The 16126-nt window shown below is 69.5% G+C and carries 16 protein-coding genes; 1 reads left to right on the top strand and 15 read right to left on the bottom strand.

Annotated features, from left to right (window positions below; translation table 11 throughout):
* Position 1: 1 nt before the first annotated feature.
* The 5 genes from EJC77_RS07175 to EJC77_RS07155 all read right to left on the bottom strand — a co-directional run bounded on the left by EJC77_RS07175 (position 2) and on the right by EJC77_RS07155 (position 5148).
* Complete coding sequence (locus EJC77_RS07175) at positions 2-2029, bottom strand: oxidoreductase (RefSeq protein ID WP_125611078.1); 2028 nt, start codon at positions 2027-2029, stop codon at positions 2-4.
* A gap of 276 nt (positions 2030-2305) precedes the next feature.
* Complete coding sequence (locus tag EJC77_RS07170) at positions 2306-3127, bottom strand: GNAT family N-acetyltransferase (protein ID WP_338069466.1); 822 nt, start codon at positions 3125-3127, stop codon at positions 2306-2308.
* Positions 3128-3152: 25 nt separating this feature from the next.
* On the bottom strand, positions 3153-4319 hold the full coding sequence (gene ispG, locus EJC77_RS07165) for a flavodoxin-dependent (E)-4-hydroxy-3-methylbut-2-enyl-diphosphate synthase (protein ID WP_125611076.1): 1167 nt from the start codon (positions 4317-4319) through the stop codon (positions 3153-3155).
* Positions 4320-4488: 169 nt separating this feature from the next.
* Positions 4489-4782, bottom strand: a complete 294-nt coding sequence (locus EJC77_RS07160; protein WP_125611074.1) for a YciI family protein — start codon at positions 4780-4782, stop codon at positions 4489-4491.
* Positions 4783-4791: 9 nt separating this feature from the next.
* Positions 4792-5148 (bottom strand): hypothetical protein, encoded by a 357-nt coding sequence (locus tag EJC77_RS07155; protein ID WP_125611072.1) that lies wholly within the window; start codon positions 5146-5148, stop codon positions 4792-4794.
* A gap of 276 nt (positions 5149-5424) precedes the next feature.
* Here EJC77_RS07155 and EJC77_RS21520 point away from each other — a divergent pair, with 276 nt between their 5' ends.
* Entirely contained in the window at positions 5425-5916 is a 492-nt protein-coding gene (locus EJC77_RS21520) for a type II toxin-antitoxin system VapC family toxin (RefSeq protein ID WP_164520339.1), read from the top strand.
* Here EJC77_RS21520 and EJC77_RS07145 read toward each other — a convergent pair.
* The 10 genes from EJC77_RS07145 to EJC77_RS07095 all read right to left on the bottom strand — a co-directional run bounded on the left by EJC77_RS07145 (position 5828) and on the right by EJC77_RS07095 (position 16124).
* The gene (locus EJC77_RS07145; protein ID WP_125611070.1) at positions 5828-6433 is read right to left on the bottom strand and encodes a MarR family transcriptional regulator; all 606 of its coding nucleotides are present in this window, start codon (positions 6431-6433) and stop codon (positions 5828-5830) included. The genes EJC77_RS21520 and EJC77_RS07145 overlap by 89 nt on opposite strands.
* Positions 6434-6485: 52 nt before the next feature.
* On the bottom strand, positions 6486-7814 hold the full coding sequence (locus tag EJC77_RS07140) for a M50 family metallopeptidase (RefSeq protein WP_125611068.1): 1329 nt from the start codon (positions 7812-7814) through the stop codon (positions 6486-6488).
* Positions 7815-7835: 21 nt separating this feature from the next.
* Positions 7836-9053: a 1-deoxy-D-xylulose-5-phosphate reductoisomerase gene (gene dxr / locus EJC77_RS07135; protein WP_125611066.1), complete on the bottom strand. Its 1218-nt coding sequence runs from the start codon at positions 9051-9053 to the stop codon at positions 7836-7838.
* 229 nt (positions 9054-9282) lie between these two features.
* Entirely contained in the window at positions 9283-9597 is a 315-nt protein-coding gene (locus EJC77_RS07125; protein WP_125611062.1) for a GIY-YIG nuclease family protein, read from the bottom strand.
* Between the two features lie 227 nt (positions 9598-9824).
* Positions 9825-10634: an HpcH/HpaI aldolase/citrate lyase family protein gene (locus tag EJC77_RS07120; protein ID WP_125611060.1), complete on the bottom strand. Its 810-nt coding sequence runs from the start codon at positions 10632-10634 to the stop codon at positions 9825-9827.
* Between the two features lie 34 nt (positions 10635-10668).
* Positions 10669-11181 (bottom strand): MaoC family dehydratase, encoded by a 513-nt coding sequence (locus EJC77_RS07115; RefSeq protein ID WP_125611058.1) that lies wholly within the window; start codon positions 11179-11181, stop codon positions 10669-10671.
* A complete protein-coding gene (locus tag EJC77_RS07110) occupies positions 11178-11831 on the bottom strand; it encodes a CoA transferase subunit B (RefSeq protein ID WP_125611056.1) in 654 nt (217 codons plus the stop codon). Before EJC77_RS07110 ends, EJC77_RS07115 begins: the two co-directional genes overlap by 4 nt.
* A 2-nt stretch (positions 11832-11833) precedes the next feature.
* The gene (locus EJC77_RS07105) at positions 11834-12730 is read right to left on the bottom strand and encodes a CoA transferase subunit A (RefSeq protein ID WP_205786960.1); all 897 of its coding nucleotides are present in this window, start codon (positions 12728-12730) and stop codon (positions 11834-11836) included.
* Positions 12731-12868: 138 nt separating this feature from the next.
* A complete protein-coding gene (locus EJC77_RS07100; protein WP_125611054.1) occupies positions 12869-14032 on the bottom strand; it encodes an acyl-CoA dehydrogenase family protein in 1164 nt (387 codons plus the stop codon).
* A 10-nt stretch (positions 14033-14042) separates the two neighbouring features.
* A complete protein-coding gene (locus EJC77_RS07095) occupies positions 14043-16124 on the bottom strand; it encodes an ATP-binding protein (RefSeq protein WP_125611052.1) in 2082 nt (693 codons plus the stop codon).
* Positions 16125-16126: the final 2 nt, after the last annotated feature.

The raw sequence follows: 16126 nt of genomic DNA, 5'->3' as shown, positions 1-16126 counted from the left end.
CTCAGATCCGCGCGGCGAGCCGCGTGCCCTGGTCGATGGCGCGCTTCGCGTCCAGTTCCACGGCGACATCGGCCCCGCCGATCAGATGGACGACGGCGTTCCCGGCTTCCAGCGGAGCCTGCAGTTCGCGCCGGGGCTCCTGCCCGGTGCACAGCACCACGTTGTCGACGGCGAGCACGGTGTCGGTGCCGTCCACGCGCACGTGGAGGCCGTCGTCGTCGATCTTCAGGTATTCGGCGCCCGGCACCATGGCGACGCCCCTGGCGCGCAGTTCGGCGCGGTGGATCCAGCCGGTGCTCCTGCCCAGCCCGGCGCCGACCTTGCTCGCCTTGCGCTGGAACAGCGTCACGCGCCGCGGCGGGCGCTCGCGCACCGGGACGGCGAGGCCGCCAACGCCCGTGTAGGCGGCGTCGATGCCCCATTCGGCGTAGAACTTCGCCGGTTCCAGGGTGGCGCTCACGCCGTCGGCGGTCAGGTATTCGGCCACGTCGAAGCCGATACCGCCGGCGCCGAGGATGGCCACGGTGGCCCCGACCGGCGCCTTGTCACGCACCACGTCGAGGTAGCCGAGCACGCTGGGGTGGTCCAGGCCGGAGATGTCCGGGATGCGCGGCAGCACGCCGGCGGCCAGCACGATCTCGTCGAAACCCTCATCGAGGAGTGCCTGCGCCGTGGCCGGCGTGTCCAGGCGCACGTCCACACCGCGCAGGCGCAACTGGACGTCGAAGTAGCGGATGGTCTCGGCGAACTCCTCCTTGCCGGGGATTTGCTTGGCGATGTTGAACTGGCCGCCGATCTCCCCGGCCGCCTCGAACAGCGTGACGGCGTGCCCGCGCTCGGCCGCCGTGACGGCGAAGGCGAGCCCTGCCGGCCCGGCGCCGACCACGGCCAGCCGCTTGGGCGTGTCCGTCGGCGCGATGATGAGCTCGGTCTCGTGGCCGGCGCGCGGGTTGACCAGGCAGGATGCGACCTTGCCGGCGAACGTGTGGTCCAGGCACGCCTGGTTGCAGGCGATGCACGTGTTGATCTCCTCGCCGCGGCCGTCGGCGGCCTTGCGCAGCAGGAACGGGTCGGCCAGGAACGGCCTGGCCATCGAGACCATGTCGGCGCAGCCGTCGGCCAGCACGGACTCGGCGACGTCCGGGGTGTTGATCCTGTTCGTCGTGATGAGCGGGATGGCGACCGAGCCCATGACCCTCTTCGTGACCCACGCGAACCCGGCCCGCGGCACCGACGTGGCGATGGTCGGGATGCGCGCCTCGTGCCAGCCGATGCCCGTGTTGATCAGGGTGGCCCCAGCCTCTTCCACGGCGCGGGCCAACGCGATCACCTCCTCGAGGGTGGAACCGCCCTCGACCAGATCCAGCATTGACAGCCGGTAGATGATGATGAAGTCCTCGCCGACCCGTTCGCGCGTGCGGCGCACGATCTCCACCGGGAACCGCATCCGGTTGGCGTACGGGCCGCCCCACGCATCGGTGCGGTGGTTGGTGCGGGCGGCCACGAACTCGTTGATGAGGTAGCCCTCGGAGCCCATGATCTCCACCCCGTCGTACCCGGCCGAGCGGGCCAGCGCCGACGCGTTCGCGAAGTCCTCGATGGTCGCCTCAACCTCATCGCCGGTGAGTTCGTGCGGCGTGAACGGCGTGATGGGCGCCTGGACGGGGCTGGGACCCACCAGGCCCGGATGGGCCGAATACCGGCCGCAGTGCAGCAGTTGCAGGGCGATCCGCCCACCCTCGGCATGCACGGCATCCGTGATCAGCCGGTGGGGGGCGGCCTCCTCCGGGGTGCTCAGCTTCGCGCCGCCGGGCATGGGCCGGCCGGCCTCGTTCGGCGCGATGCCGCCGGTGACGATCAGGCCCACGCCGCCACGGGCCCGTTCGGCATAGAACGCGGCCATGCGCTCGAAACCCTCCGGGCGTTCCTCCAGGCCGACGTGCATCGAGCCCATGACCACACGGTTGGGCAGCGTGGCGAAACCCAGATCGAGCGGGGCGAACAGGTGGGGGTAGTTCTGCGGCGACATTCAGGCACTCCTTTGCGCAACAAGTTGCATCAACCCTAACGCACCCGGTGGTTGAGCTTGTCGAAATCATTGAGCTTGTCGAAATCCCGGGTCTCGCCAGGCTCGACCACCGGTGATTGAGCTTGTCGAAATCCCGGGTCTCGCCAGGCTCGACCGCCGGTGATTGAGCTTGTCGAAATCCGGTCTCGACAGGCTCGACCGCCGGTGATTGAGCTTGTCGAAATCCGGTCTCGACAGGCTCGACCGCCGAGGGTCTCGCCAGGCTCGACCAGCGACTTACAGCAGCACGGTGGCGAACGTGCCGACCTGCTCGAAGCCGACGCGCTCATACAGGGCACGGGCCCGGACGTTGTAGTCGTTGACGTACAGGCTGGCGATGGGTGCGCGCAACCGGGAGAACCCGACGACGGCGGCCATGTACCCGGCACTCAGGCCCAGCCCGCGGAACGCGGGGTCGAGCCACACGCCCTGGATCTGGGTGGCACGGCGGGACACGGCACCGAGATCGGCCTTGAAAATGACCTTCCCGTCCACGTCGCAATGGCTGAGCGAATGACCCTGCTGGATCAGGCCGGCCACCCTGCGCCGGTAGCTCTCCTCGCCGCCGAGGTACGGCGAGTAGCCGACCTCCTCCTCGAACATGGCGGCGGCGGCCGTGAGGATCTGCGTGAACTGGCGGCTCCGGCTGACACCGAGCAACGGGTTCGCGGCGACGGTCGGCGTGCGGTCCATGGCCAGCAGCGGCTGGTTGGCCCGCACCTCGTGCGCGGCGATATTCGCATCCCCGAGCGCGTCGAAGATGGCGAGGACCGCCTCGCGGGGGCCGAAGATGGAGGCGTGGGAGCGCCAATTGGCAGCGATCCACCGGCCGAAAAGCACGGCATGGTCCGGGCACGCCTCGATGGGGACCACGTTGGAGCCGACCCAACAAGCCGAGGCGAGGACGTCGTCGTCGTCGAAAAAGCCGAGCACGTACGCGCCGGCGACACGAGGCACCGCACTTGGCGACTGCGCCAGCAGCGCCTCCATGAACACGTTGGCGACCGGGTCGCGCGCGACAAGGGCCCGGAGCGCGTCCGAGTCCTCGTGGGCCAGCACGCGCACCGGTCCCCCGGCGGCCGCCCTACGAGACGGTAACCACGGGGCCACCCGAGACAGCATCTTCGCCATCCGACTCACCCATCTCTTCGGCAATCCTCATGGCTTCCTCAATGAGTGTCTCAACAATCTGGTCCTCGGGAACAGTCTTGATGACCTGGCCCTTCACGAAGATCTGGCCCTTGCCGTTGCCGGACGCGACACCGAGGTCGGCCTCGCGGGCCTCGCCCGGGCCGTTGACGACGCAGCCCATGACGGCCACCCGCAACGGGATCTCCATGCCCTCGAGCCCGGCCGTGACCTGCTCGGCCAGCGTATACACGTCCACCTGGGCGCGACCGCAGGACGGGCAGGACACAATCTCCAGCTTGCGCGGGCGCAGGTTCAGCGATTGCAGGATCTGGTTGCCGACCTTGATCTCCTCCACCGGAGGGGCGGACAGGGACACCCGGATGGTGTCGCCGATGCCCTGGGACAGGAGCGCCCCGAACGCCACGGCGGACTTGATGGTGCCCTGGAATGCCGGGCCGGCCTCGGTGACGCCCAGGTGCAGCGGCCAGTCGCCCTTCTCCGCCAGCAGCTCGTAGGCGCGGACCATGATGACCGGGTCGTTGTGCTTGACGGAGATCTTGAAGTCGTGGAAGCCGTGCTCCTCGAACAGCGACGCCTCCCACACGGCCGACTCGACGAGCGCCTCCGGCGTGGCCTTGCCGTACTTCTTCAGGATGGACGGCTCGAGCGAACCGGCATTGACACCGATGCGGATCGACGTGCCATGGTCCTTGGCGGCCTGGGCAATCTCCTTCACCTGGTCGTCGAACTTGCGGATGTTGCCCGGGTTCACGCGCACGGCCGCACAACCGGCCTCGATGGCGGCAAACACGTACTTCGGCTGGAAGTGGATGTCCGCGATGACCGGGATCTGCGACTTCTTCGCGATGATCGGCAGCGCCTCGGCATCATCCGCGGACGGGCACGCGACACGCACGATGTCACATCCGGACGCGGTCAGCTCCGCGATCTGCTGCAATGTGGCATTGATGTCGGTGGTGGGCGTGGTCGTCATGGACTGGACGCTGATGGGCGAGTCCGAGCCGACGCCGACCGAGCCAACCTTGATCTGTCGAGTCTTGCGCCGCGGCGCGAGTACTGGCGGGGGCGCTTCCGGCATTCCGAGGCTGACCGAGGTCAAAATGTGCTCCTTGCATCGTGGCGGCGCCGTCCCGTGACCGGTGACCGCGGGTATTGCTCGCGGCGCCCTCTAGAATTGTAGGCCGGTTTGCCCGGGCTGGGCGGCGGGGTCCGGCGCCGGCGGCCCGGCCTGTTGCGTGGCGGGTTACCTGACCGGTTACCTGACCGTATTACCTGACCAGTGCCGCGAGGTGCCCGGTCACCGGGTTCCACTCGGTGATCTTCAGGCCGCTGATGCCGCCGTCGTTGTTCATGGGATCGGCCTTGAGCAGTTCGGCCAGGGCGCCCTGGTCCGCCTCCTGGAAGATGAGCAGCGCGCCGGCACCATCGGCAAACGGTCCGGAGGCGAGCAGCTGGCCGGACTCCAGCAGGGAGGACAGCCAGGCCCGGTGGGCGGGGCGGTGGGCGTCGCGGGCGGCGGCACCATCGGCACCGTAAACGTATTCAACAGCGAAAACACTCATGGTCTCACCCTATAGCAGGAGCATTTTGGCCAGCACGGCGATCGCGGCCGCCCACAGCATGGAGGCGAGGGTTCCGATGATGAACGCCTCGCTGGCCGCCGGAGCCTGCTTCAGCTCCGGATACCGGCCCAGGCCCTTGATGGCGACGACGTAGGCGATGGCCACCGGCTCGTTGGCCAGGATGCACAGCACGACGGCGGCGCGCTCGAGCATTCCGATCACCAGCCCGCCGCGCAGCACGCCCTCGGGGATCTTCCGGGCCTTGGGCTTGGCGGCAGAGCGGGCCCAGCGCAGGATGCCGGCGGCCACCGGCCAGCCGCCCAGCACGCCGACCAGTACCGTCACGATGATCCAGAGTGCGTTCACGATTCCACAGCCTAGCGCGGCGGTGCGACGGGACCTGGGAGGCCCATGGTTCGCACTTGCACCGCCGAAAACCTACCCAATTCCCGATAGCCCACCCAATTGGCTGGGACCACAAGAACTGGCTGGTGCTTCACGACGCTGCGGCGGCAACCCGCCTCGCTACGCGTCGGCGGCCCGGGCGGCTCGCTGGCTCGCTGAGAACCCGCCACCCGCGGTCGGCCGTCGCAGCCCTGCGGATCTCGAGGTGCAGATCGTCGGCGAGCGTACGGGCTGGGAGTGATCTATCTCGACTCCTGCATCGTCATCTACGCGGCGGAGGATGGCGGGCCGAGCGGGGACGCCGTGCGGCGTCGGCTGGTCGAAGCGGGGGAGGCGATAGTGGCGATCAGTCCGCTCGTGATCCTCGAGTGCCTTGTGGGGCCGCTCCGCGATGACAATCTCGTGCTCCGCGACCACTACGAGCAACTCTTCGAACAGTTCCGCGTGCTCGACCTCGACCCGAAGGCATACCGCCGTGCGGCCGAGTTGCGCGCGGCATGGCATCCGAGCCCCCGACGCGCCGCACCTCGCCACCGCCCAGCTGAACGGATGCGACGCGCTGTGGACCAACGACGCCCGCCTCGCGAAGGCATCGCACGGCCTCGCACGCGACGTACTGCATGGCTGAGCCTGCGCCGAGTCAGGCGTCGGCGAGCTCGAGCAGCATGGCGGCGGCGACACGCCCGGCATGTTCCTCCTGCCAGCCCGAGCGCAAGACGGCCCGGCTGACGGCCTGCGGGGAGATGCCCAGCGTGGCAGCGGCCTCGACTTGGCCGCCGCGGACACCGGGAACCAGCAGGTCCACGACCCGCCATTCGGCATCGCTGCGATGGGCCACGAGCGCACCAATGAGCACCAGAACGGCCTCCGCGGCCGATGCACGCGCCCTGGCGGCACCCCCTCGACCGGACCTGACGGCCAGCGGGACGCGTTCCCCCATCTTCTTGGCCCGGTCGACGGCGGCCCGTGCGGCGATGAACGCCGGCCCGCCGGACGCGCTGCTGGATGCCGCCAACGGCTCGTCCACGGGCCCCACGCCCACGCCGACGTACCAGCGGCCGGCGCGCAACGCCGTCATGGCCGCGGCCACGACGGCGGCCGCGTCCGTGAGAACACCTTGGATCTCATCGCCCACGGTCCGTTCGAATGGCAACGCCACGGGCACCGCCGAGAACTGCGCCAGCAGTTCCGGCACACGGTCGGCGCCCGTGCGGCTGTCCCGCTGGTCAATCGTCACGACAAACATGAATCAACCATAAACCGTTGACTATCTTCAATCAATCTTTATCGATTGATTGTTAGCCGAAGATGTTGACCGGCTTCACGATGTCCGCGTAGATCAACAGCACGCTCATGACGATCAAAACGCTGGCCACGACGTACGTGACCGGTAGCATCTTGGCGATGTCAAAGGGACCCGGGTCGCGGCGCTTGAACAGTTTCGCGATGCGCCGCCGCGCCCCCTCATACAGCGCGCCCAGCACGTGCCCGCCGTCGAGCGGCAGCAGCGGGATCAGGTTGAAGACGAACAAGGCCAGGTTCACCCCGCCCAGCAGGCTCACGAGCGTGGCCGCCCGGGCACTGAACGGCACATCCTCCATGGCGGCGACCTCCCCGGCCACGCGCCCGACGCCCACCACGGAGATCGGCCCGTTCGGGTCGCGCGGCTCCGAGCTGAACGCGGCCTTCGCCACGCCCACCAGTTTCGCCGGCAGGTTGAACACGATGCCGCCGACCTGCGCGATGTTCTGCCCGACCATGGGGAGGACGGCCGACGCCGGCTGCCGCACTGTCGCCGTCGTCGCACCGATGCCGAGGAAACCGGCCTCGATGGTCTTCGCGGCGCCGGAGGAATCGGTGACCGCTTGCCCGGCCGAGGTGAGCACCGGACGTGCCGTCAGCACGGGCGTCACGTTCGTCGCGTGCAGGACGCCGTCGCGCAGGTAGGACAGTTCCACGGTCTTGCCGGCGGCGGCCCGGATCCAGTCGGTCAGCGTGTTCCAGTCCGTGACCTGGCGTCCGTCGAAGGTCTGGATGGTGTCGCCCGGCTTCAGGCCGGCGGCCGCCGCGGGCGTCTTCGTGCAGGTGGTCAGGTCCGTCGGCGCGGGCTTGCCGTAGGCCACCTGGCAGGCGTTGACCTCGGCCAGCGTGGTCGTGGGCACGGGGACGCCGAACCCCATGAGCAGCACGGCCGTGAGGACGATGCCGATCAGCAGGTTCATGGTCGGCCCGCCGAGCATGATGATGATCTTCTTCCACACCGGCAGCGCGTAGAACACGCGGCCCACGTCGGCCGGGCCGACGTCCTCGTGGGCCTGGCTGCGTGCCTCGGTGGCCAGCGTCTGGAACATGCCGGTGCTGGACGGGCGGACGCTGCCGTCGTCGGGGTTGGGCGGGTACATGCCGATCATGGCCACGTAGCCGCCGGCCGGGATGGCCTTGACCCCGTATTCGGTCTCGCCCCTCTTCCGCGACCACAGGGTGGGCCCGAACCCGATCATGTAGCGGGTGACGCGGACGTTGAACAGCTTCGCGGGCAGCAGGTGGCCCACCTCGTGCAGCGCGATGGACACGGCGATGCCCAGCGCGACGAACACGACGCCGGCGATGAATAGCAATACGGTCACTGTGGTTTGTCTTTCGCTTCCCTAGCGGCTCTTCAACGCTAAACGTTCGTGGGTGCGGGTACGTGCCCACTGTTCAGCGTCCAACACGGAGCCTAGCGTGAGCTCCAGCTCCGGTGAGTGTTTGCTGAGGACTACCTCGATAATGTCGACGATGTCGAGGAAGCCGATCCGGCCGGCGTGGAACGCGTGCACGGCCTCCTCGTTGGCGGCGTTGTACACGGCCGGGCAGGTGCCCCCGCGCGCTGCCGCGTGCTTGGCCAGTTCCACGGCCGGGAACGCGTCGTTGTCGAGCGGCTCGAACGTCCAGGTCGCGGCCTGTGTCCAGTCGCAGGCGACGCCGGCACCGGGCACGCGTTCGGGCCAGCCCAGTCCCAGGGCGATGGGCAGGCGCATATCGGGCGGGGAGCACTGGGCCAGCGTGGATCCGTCGGTGAATTGGACCATGGAGTGCACGATCGACTGCGGGTGCACGACGGCCTCGATCCGGTCCAGCGGCACGTCGAAGAGCAGGTGCGCCTCGATGACCTCCAGGCCCTTGTTGACGAGGGTGGCGGAGTTGGTGGTGACCATGGGGCCCATGTCCCAGGTGGGGTGCTTCATGGCCTGGGCGGGTGTCACGTCCCCCAGCTCGGCGCGGGTCTTGCCCCGGAACGGGCCGCCGGAGGCCGTGATGATGAGCCTGTCCACCTCCGCGGGGCTGCCGGAGCGCAGCGCCTGCGCCAAAGCGGAGTGCTCCGAGTCGACGGGCACCAGCTGGCCGGGCGCGGCGGCGTCCTTGACGAGCCGCCCGCCGACGATGAGCGATTCCTTGTTGGCCAGCGCCAGCAGTGCCGGGGTTCGCAGCGCGGCCAACGTGGGGGCCAGGCCGATCGAGCCGGTGATGCCGTTGAGCACGACGTCGGCGGCGTCCTCCGTGCCGGCGCCCCAGTCCGCGATGATCGTCGACGCATCCGGGCCGGCCACGATCTCGGGCATGTAGCCGGGCAGTCCCGCGGCACCGGCCGCCGCGTCGATCAGCGAACGCAACGCCCCGGCGTCGTCCGTGGCGACGCCGACGGCCGCCGCGCGCGCGTGCACGGCCTGGCGGGCCAGCAGCGCCAGGTTCCCGCCACCGGCGGACAGTGCCGTGACGCGGAAGCGCGGGCTGCCGTCGGGCAGTTGCGCGCGGTCGACGACGTCCATCGCCTGGGTGCCGATGGAACCGGTGGAGCCGAGGATGATGACGTTGCGTTGCTGCATGCCTCCAAGTATTCCGCACCCGGTGGTCGAGCCCCGCCGAGACCCCCCGGTGGTCGAGCCCCGTCGAGACCCCCCGGTGGTCGAACCCGTCGAGACCCCGGTGGTCGAGCCCCGCCGAGACCCCCCGGTGGTCGAACCCGTCGAGACCCGCCCGGTGGTCGAGCCCCGTCGAGACCCCCGGCGGTCGAGCCCCGTCTAGACCGGGTGACCTCACCGGCGACAAGCTCAATCACCGCTGGCGGTGTTCGGTCTCCCGTGACCGCCCTTTGTCCTTGGATCGGGAGAGCGCCGGCAAGTCTTGGAGTCTTCCTTCGATCAAGGCCTCCCGTTTCGCCCGACTCCAGCCCTGTATTTGCTTTTCCAGGGTGAACGCGGTTTCAACTCGATCGTGCTCTTGCGCCCACACCAAAACTACCGGGCGCCGCCGACGAGTGTATGCGGCGCCGTCTCCAGAATTGTGTTGGGACAAGCGACGTTCCAAATCCCAAGTACTTCCGACATAGTAGGACCCATCGCTGCACTTCAAGATGTATACGTGTGGCATAGGCAGACATTTGTCCAGCTTCGCGTTGGTGGCAACGCCACAAGGACGAGTTGTGAATAAATCGGTTGTGATTCGGTTTGTGGAGGACTGGCGCCGGGGTCTCGACAGGCTCGACCACCGGGGTCGGTCGCCGGGGTCTCGACAGGCTCGACCACCGGGGGTCTCGACAGGCTCGACCACCGGGGGCTCGACAGGCTCGACCACCGGGGGCTCGACCACCGACGGGCTCAGCTACCGGCGCGGCGCAACGTTGCCTCGGCATGCTTGAGGATGGGCCCGTCCACCATCTTGCCGTTGTAGACGAATACGCCCGTGCCGGCGGCTTCGGCCGCGGCGAGCAGGGCCGTGGCATCTGCGACCTGGCCCGGCGTGGGGCGGTACGCGTCGCGGATGACGGCGACCTGTGACGGGTGGATGCAGGCCGTGGCACCGAACCCACTGGCGACGGCGTCCCCCGCCTCCGCCGCCAGCCCGGCCAGGTCCGGGATGTTCGCGTAGATCGCGTCGATGGCCGCCTTGCCGTGCGCACCGGCGGCCAGCAACACCGTGGCCCGGGCATGCTTGGCGATGTCCCGGTAGGCGCCGTTCACGTGTCGGCTCGCCGTGCCGCCCAATGAGGCAACCAGGTCCTCGGCGCCCCACATCAGCGCCACCACGTTGGGCAGCCCGGCCAGCGCCGGTGCAGCCAGCACGCCGGACGCCGTCTCGCACAAGGCGACCACGTGGAAGCCCGCGAGCGCCGCCACCGCGGCCGGGTTCTCCGACTTGGCCACCATGATGGTCCGGTAGCAGGTGTTGGCCAGTGCCTCGAGGTCACGGGCGGCATCGTCCGTGCCGAGCGCGTTGATGCGCACCATGGTCGTGGCCGGGTCGAGCGGCGTATTGACCAGGTGTTCGCGTGCCGCGGCCTTTGCCTCGGGGGCGACGGCGTCCTCCAGGTCGAGGATGACGGCGTCCGCCCGGCCGGCGGCCTTCGCGAACCGGTCCGGCCGGTCGGCCGGGGCGAACAGCAAGCTCGGGCCCATGGTGAACGGCATGCGGGATGCTCCTTGGAGTCGTGTCGGAGGGGGATCAATCGGTTGTCGGCCGTGCCCCGGGACGCAGCCACATGAGCACGCTCCGGCTGGCCGTGGCCACGACGACGTCGTCTTGGTTGCGGCCCGTGTGCACCATGGTGGCGATACCCTGGCCGGGGCGGGAGGCGGAGAGCCGCTTCCCCGTCACGATCGTCTCCGTGTACAGCGTATCGCCGTGGAACACCGGGTGCGGGAACGCGATATCACCCATGCCCAGCTGTGCCACGATGGTCCCCTGCGTCAGCTGCGTGACGGACTGGCCCACCATGGTGGACAGCGTGAGCATCGAGTTCACCAGCCGCTGGCCGAACGGCTGCCCGGCACTCCACGCCGCATCGAGGTGCAGCGCCTGGGTGTTCATGGTCAGCGTCGTGAACAGCACGTTGTCCGCCTCCGTCATGGTGCGCCCCGGCCGGTGCGCGTAGATGACGTCGAGCTCCAGCTCCTCGAAGTACAGGCCGCGCTGCGTGATCACCTTGGTCTCGCTCCCCGGCTCCTGCCCGCTCATACGTTGTCCAGATCGTGCATCTCTACGTTCAGCGGCGCACCGGTGGCCGCCACGATGTCCGCCACGCTGACGCCGGGCGCCAGCTCCTTCAGGACCAAGCCGTCCGCGGTGACCTCGATGACGGCCAGGTCGGTGACGATCAGGTCCACGCACGCCTTGCCCGTCAACGGCAGGGTGCACTCGCGCAGGATCTTCGGGTTCCCGGTCCGGTCCGTGTGTTCCATCATGACGATGAGCTTTTTCGCCCCGAACACCAGGTCCATGGCCCCGCCCATGCCCTTGACCATCTTGCCGGGGATCATCCAGTTCGCCAGGTCGCCGTTCTCGGCCACCTGCATGGCCCCCAGCACGGCCACGTCCACGTGCCCGCCGCGGACCATGCCGAACGACGTGGCCGAGTCGAAGAACGCCGCGCCCTTGTTGACGGTCACGGTCTCCTTCCCGGCGTTGATCAGGTCCGGGTCCACGTCGGCGTCCGCCGGGTACGGGCCGGTGCCCAGGATCCCGTTCTCCGAGTGGAGCACGACCTCGACGCCGTCGGGGATGAAGTTCGGGATGAGCGTCGGCATGCCGATCCCCAGATTCACGTATTGCCCGTTGTGCAGCTCCCGTGCCACCCGGGCCGCCAGCTCGTTGCGGGAAAGTGCCACGATCACGCCTCCTTCGTTTGGGTCTCGACAGGCTCGACCACCGGGGTCTCGACAGGCTCGACCACCGACTGGGTCTCGACAGGCTCGACCACCGACTGGGTCTCGACAGGCTCGACCACCGGGGACTCGACAGGCTCGACCACCGACACGGTGCGTTTCTCGATGCGCTTCTCGCTGCCGGGCGATCCCGGGGGGATGTGGACGACGCGCTGGACGAAGATGCCGGGGACGTGGACGTGTTCGGGGTCGAGCTCGCCGGGTTCCACGAGTTCCTCGACCTCGGCGATTGTGGTCTTCCCGGCCATGGCGCACAGCGGGTTGAAGTTCATGGCCGTGGCGTGGAAGACCAGGTTGCCGTGCCGGTCGCCCTTCTGGGCATGGACCAGGGCGAAGTCGGGCGTGAGCGATTCCTCCAGGACATAGTCGGCGCCGTTGAAGGTGCGCACCTCCTTGGCGGGAGAGGCGATCGCAACCCGCCCATCGCCGTCGTACTTGCGCGGCAGCCCGCCGTCGCTGACCTGCGTGCCGACGCCGGCGGCCGTATAGAACGCGGGGATTCCGGCGCCGCCGGCGCGCAACTTCTCCGCGAGCGTGCCCTGCGGGGTGAGTTCGACCTCGAGCTCGCCGGCCAGGAACTGCCGGGCGAACTCTTTGTTCTCGCCCACGTAGGAAGAGACGGTGCGCCGAATGCGCCCGTCGGCGAGCAGGATGCCCAGGCCCCAGTCGTCCACGCCGCAGTTGTTGGAGATGGTTTCCAGCTCCCGGGTGCCGGCGTCATGCAGGGCCTGGATGAGGGCCACAGGGATGCCGCACAGGCCGAACCCGCCCACGGCCAGGGAGGAGCCGTTGTGGATGTCGTGCACGGCCTCGGCCGCGGATTTCACTACCTTGTTGATCATCATTGATCCTCTCTGTGCGGGTCTCGACAAGCTCGACCACCGAACTCGACCACCGGGTCTCGACAAGCTCGACCACCGGGTCTCGACAAGCTCGACCACCGGGTCTCGACCACCGGGTCTCGACAAGCTCGACCACCGTTACAGCCCCAGGTTCCGGGCGATCAGCATGAGCTGGACCTCCGTGGTTCCCTCCCCCACCTCCAGGATCTTCGAGTCGCGGTAATGCCGGGCCACCGGGAACTCGTTGATGAACCCGTAGCCGCCGAAGATCTGGGTGGCGTCCCGGGCGTTGTCCATGGCGGCCTCGCCTGCGACCATCTTAGCCATGGCGGCCTGCGCCTTGAACGGCTTGCCGGCCAGCATCCGGGCGGCCGCGTCGTAATAGGCAAGCCGGGCCGTGTGGGCGCGGGTCTGCATGCGTGCGATCTTGAACGACACGCCCTGGTAGTGGCCGATCGCGTGGCCGAAGGCGTGCCGGTCCTTCGCGTACTTCAGTGCCTCGTCCACGCAGCCCTGGGCGGCGCCGGTGGCCAGCGCGGCGATCGCGATGCGGCCCTCATCGAGGATGGACAGGAAGTTCGCGTAGCCGCGCCCGCGCGCGCCGAGCAGGTTCTCCTCCGGCACGTGCACGTCGACGAGGCTGAGCGGGTGCGTGTCGGAGGCGTTCCAGCCCACCTTGTTGTACGGCTTCTCGACGGTGAACCCGGGTGTACCGTTCGGGACGATGATGGCGGAGATCTCCTTCTTCACACTCCCGTCGGCCCGTTCCCGCGTGCCGGTGACGGCCGTGACCGTGACGAACCGGGTGATGTCCGTACCAGAGTTCGTGATGAACTGCTTCTGCCCGTTGATGACCCACTGCCCGTCGGCCACCTGCGCCTTCGTGAGGGTGCCGCCGGCGTCGGAGCCGGCCTCCGGCTCGGTCAGCCCGAACCCGGCGAGCGCCTCGCCGGCGGCCAGCGGCGGCAGCCACCGCCGCTTCTGCGCCTCGGTGCCGAACCGGTACACGGGCATGGCGCCGAGCGACACGCCGGCCTCGAGCGTGATGGCCACGGACTGGTCCACCCGGCCCAGTTGTTCCAGCGCCAACGCCAGCGCGAAGTAGTCCCCGCCCATGCCGCCGTATTCCTCCGGGAACGGCAGCCCGAACAGGCCCATCTCGGCCATCTGCTTCACGATCTCATACGGGAAGCTGTGCTCCTCGTCATGCCGCGCCGACACGGGGGCGACGACCTCGTCGGCGAAGTCCCGCACGGTGTCGGAGAGGTCCTGGTATTCCTCGGTCAAGCCAAAATCGGTCATTCCTGTGCTCCTACGCCTGTTCTTCTACGGTGGGGTGGATGACGGCGACGACCTGGTCGGCCTTGACCAGCGCGCCAACGCCGACGGAAAGCTGGACGGTGCCGTCGAGCGCGGCAACGAGTTGGTGCTCCATCTTCATGGCCTCGACGGCCAGCAGCACCGTCCCGGCCGCGACGGCCTCCCCGCTGGTGACGGAGACGGAGACGACGGTGCCCGGCATGGGCGAGCGGACCTGCGGGTCGGCCGCGGCGTCGTCGCGCTCCAGGGCGGCGAGCATGCGGGCCGTCACCTCGTCCCGGTCCAGCCAGGCCAGCCGGGTCGACCAGCCGCCGGCGCCCAGCAGCACGGTCTGGCCGTCGACGGCGACCCGGTAGCCGTGGTGCACGCCGGCCAGGTCGAGGTCGGCGGCGTCGCCGCGGCGGGTCAGCGTGGCCGGCCGGTCCGGTCCGTCGCCCACGCGCACGACGCCGGTCCGTCCGGTCCCGTCGTCGTCATCGGTGCCGCCGACCGTCACCACCTTGCCGCGGCCGGCCCCGTCCAGGTGGACGTGCCACCGTGCACGATCCCCCAGCCGCCAGCCGTCCCGGCGCCGCCACGGTCCGGCCGGCCCGGCGGCGTCCCCGGGCCGTCCATGATCCCGCACCCCATGACCGTGCAGCCCATGATCGCGCAGCAGCAGCGCCGCGAGCACGTGGTCGGCGTCCCCGGTGTGCCGGAATGCGAAACCGGGCAGCTTGCGTTCGATCAGGGTCGTGTCCAGCCGGCCGGCGCGCACGTCGGGGTCGGCCAGCAGCAGGCGCAGGTATTCGATATTGGTGTCCACGCCGAGCACCACGTAGTCGGCCAGGGCGGCGTCGAGGGTGTCGAGGGCGGTGGCGCGACCGGGTGCCCACGCGACCACCTTGGCCAGCATCGGGTCGTAGTGCGGCGACACCTCCAGCCCGGGCAGCAGGGAGCTGTCCACGCGCACGCCCGGGCGGTGCGCCACGGACTCGTCCAGCACGGCGATGGTGCCCGTGGTCGGCAGGAACCCGTGCTCGGGGTTTTCGGCGTAGACCCGGGCCTCGACGGCGTGGCCGTTCAGCACCACGTCGTCCTGGCGCAGGGTCAGTTCCTCGCCGGCGGCGATGCGCACCTGCCACTCGACCAGGTCGATGCCCGTCACCAGTTCCGTCACCGGGTGTTCCACCTGCAGCCGGGTGTTCATCTCCATGAAGAAGAACTCCTCCGGGGCGTCGTCCGAGACCAGGAACTCGACGGTCCCGGCGCCCGTGTAGCCCACGCTGGCGGCCACGGCGCACGCCGCGGCCCCGATGCGGCGGCGCGTGGCGCCGTCGTCGGCCAACCCATCGAGCAGCGGCGACGGCGCCTCCTCGATGACCTTCTGGTGGCGGCGCTGCAGCGAGCATTCGCGCTCGCCCAAGTGGATGACGTTGCCCTGGCCGTCCGCGAGCACCTGCACCTCGATGTGCCGGGGCGCGGTGATGAGCCGCTCCAGGAACAGCGTGTCGTCGCCGAACGCGGCGGCGGCGACGCGGCGGGCCGTGGCCAGTGCGGCGGGCAGGTCGGCCGCGGCGTGCACGGCGTGCATGCCCTTGCCGCCGCCGCCGGCCGACGGCTTGATCAGCAGCGGGTAGCCGATGCCGTCCGCCGCGGCCAGCAGGTCCGCGTCGGTCAGGCCGGGCCGGCTGATGCCGGGGGTGACCGGCACGCCGGCCGCGGCCACGTGGTTCTTGGAGCGGATCTTGTCTCCCATGACATCCAGCGCCCCCACGGGCGGGCCGATGAACGCGATGCCGGCGTCGGCGAGGGCCCGGGCGAAGTCGGCGTTCTCGCTCAGGAAGCCGTAGCCGGGGTGGACGGCCTGCGCCCCGGTGCGGCGGCAGGCGTCGAGCACGGCGGCGATGTTGAGGTAGCTGTCGACCGCGGGCGCCGGGCCGATGCACACGGCCGTGTCCGCCTCGGCCACGTGCCGGGCGCCGGCGTCGGCCTCCGAGTAGACGGCCACGGAGCGGACGCCGAGGGCGCGCAGCGTGCGGATGACGCGGCAGGCGATCTCGCCGCGGTTGGCGACGAGGACGGTGTTGAACATGG

This window comes from Specibacter cremeus (assembly GCF_003946885.1).
GTDB lineage: Bacteria > Actinomycetota > Actinomycetes > Actinomycetales > Micrococcaceae > Specibacter > Specibacter cremeus.
The sequence above is the reverse complement of the archived record's forward strand: the minus strand, read 5'-3'. Positions and strand labels throughout refer to the sequence as shown.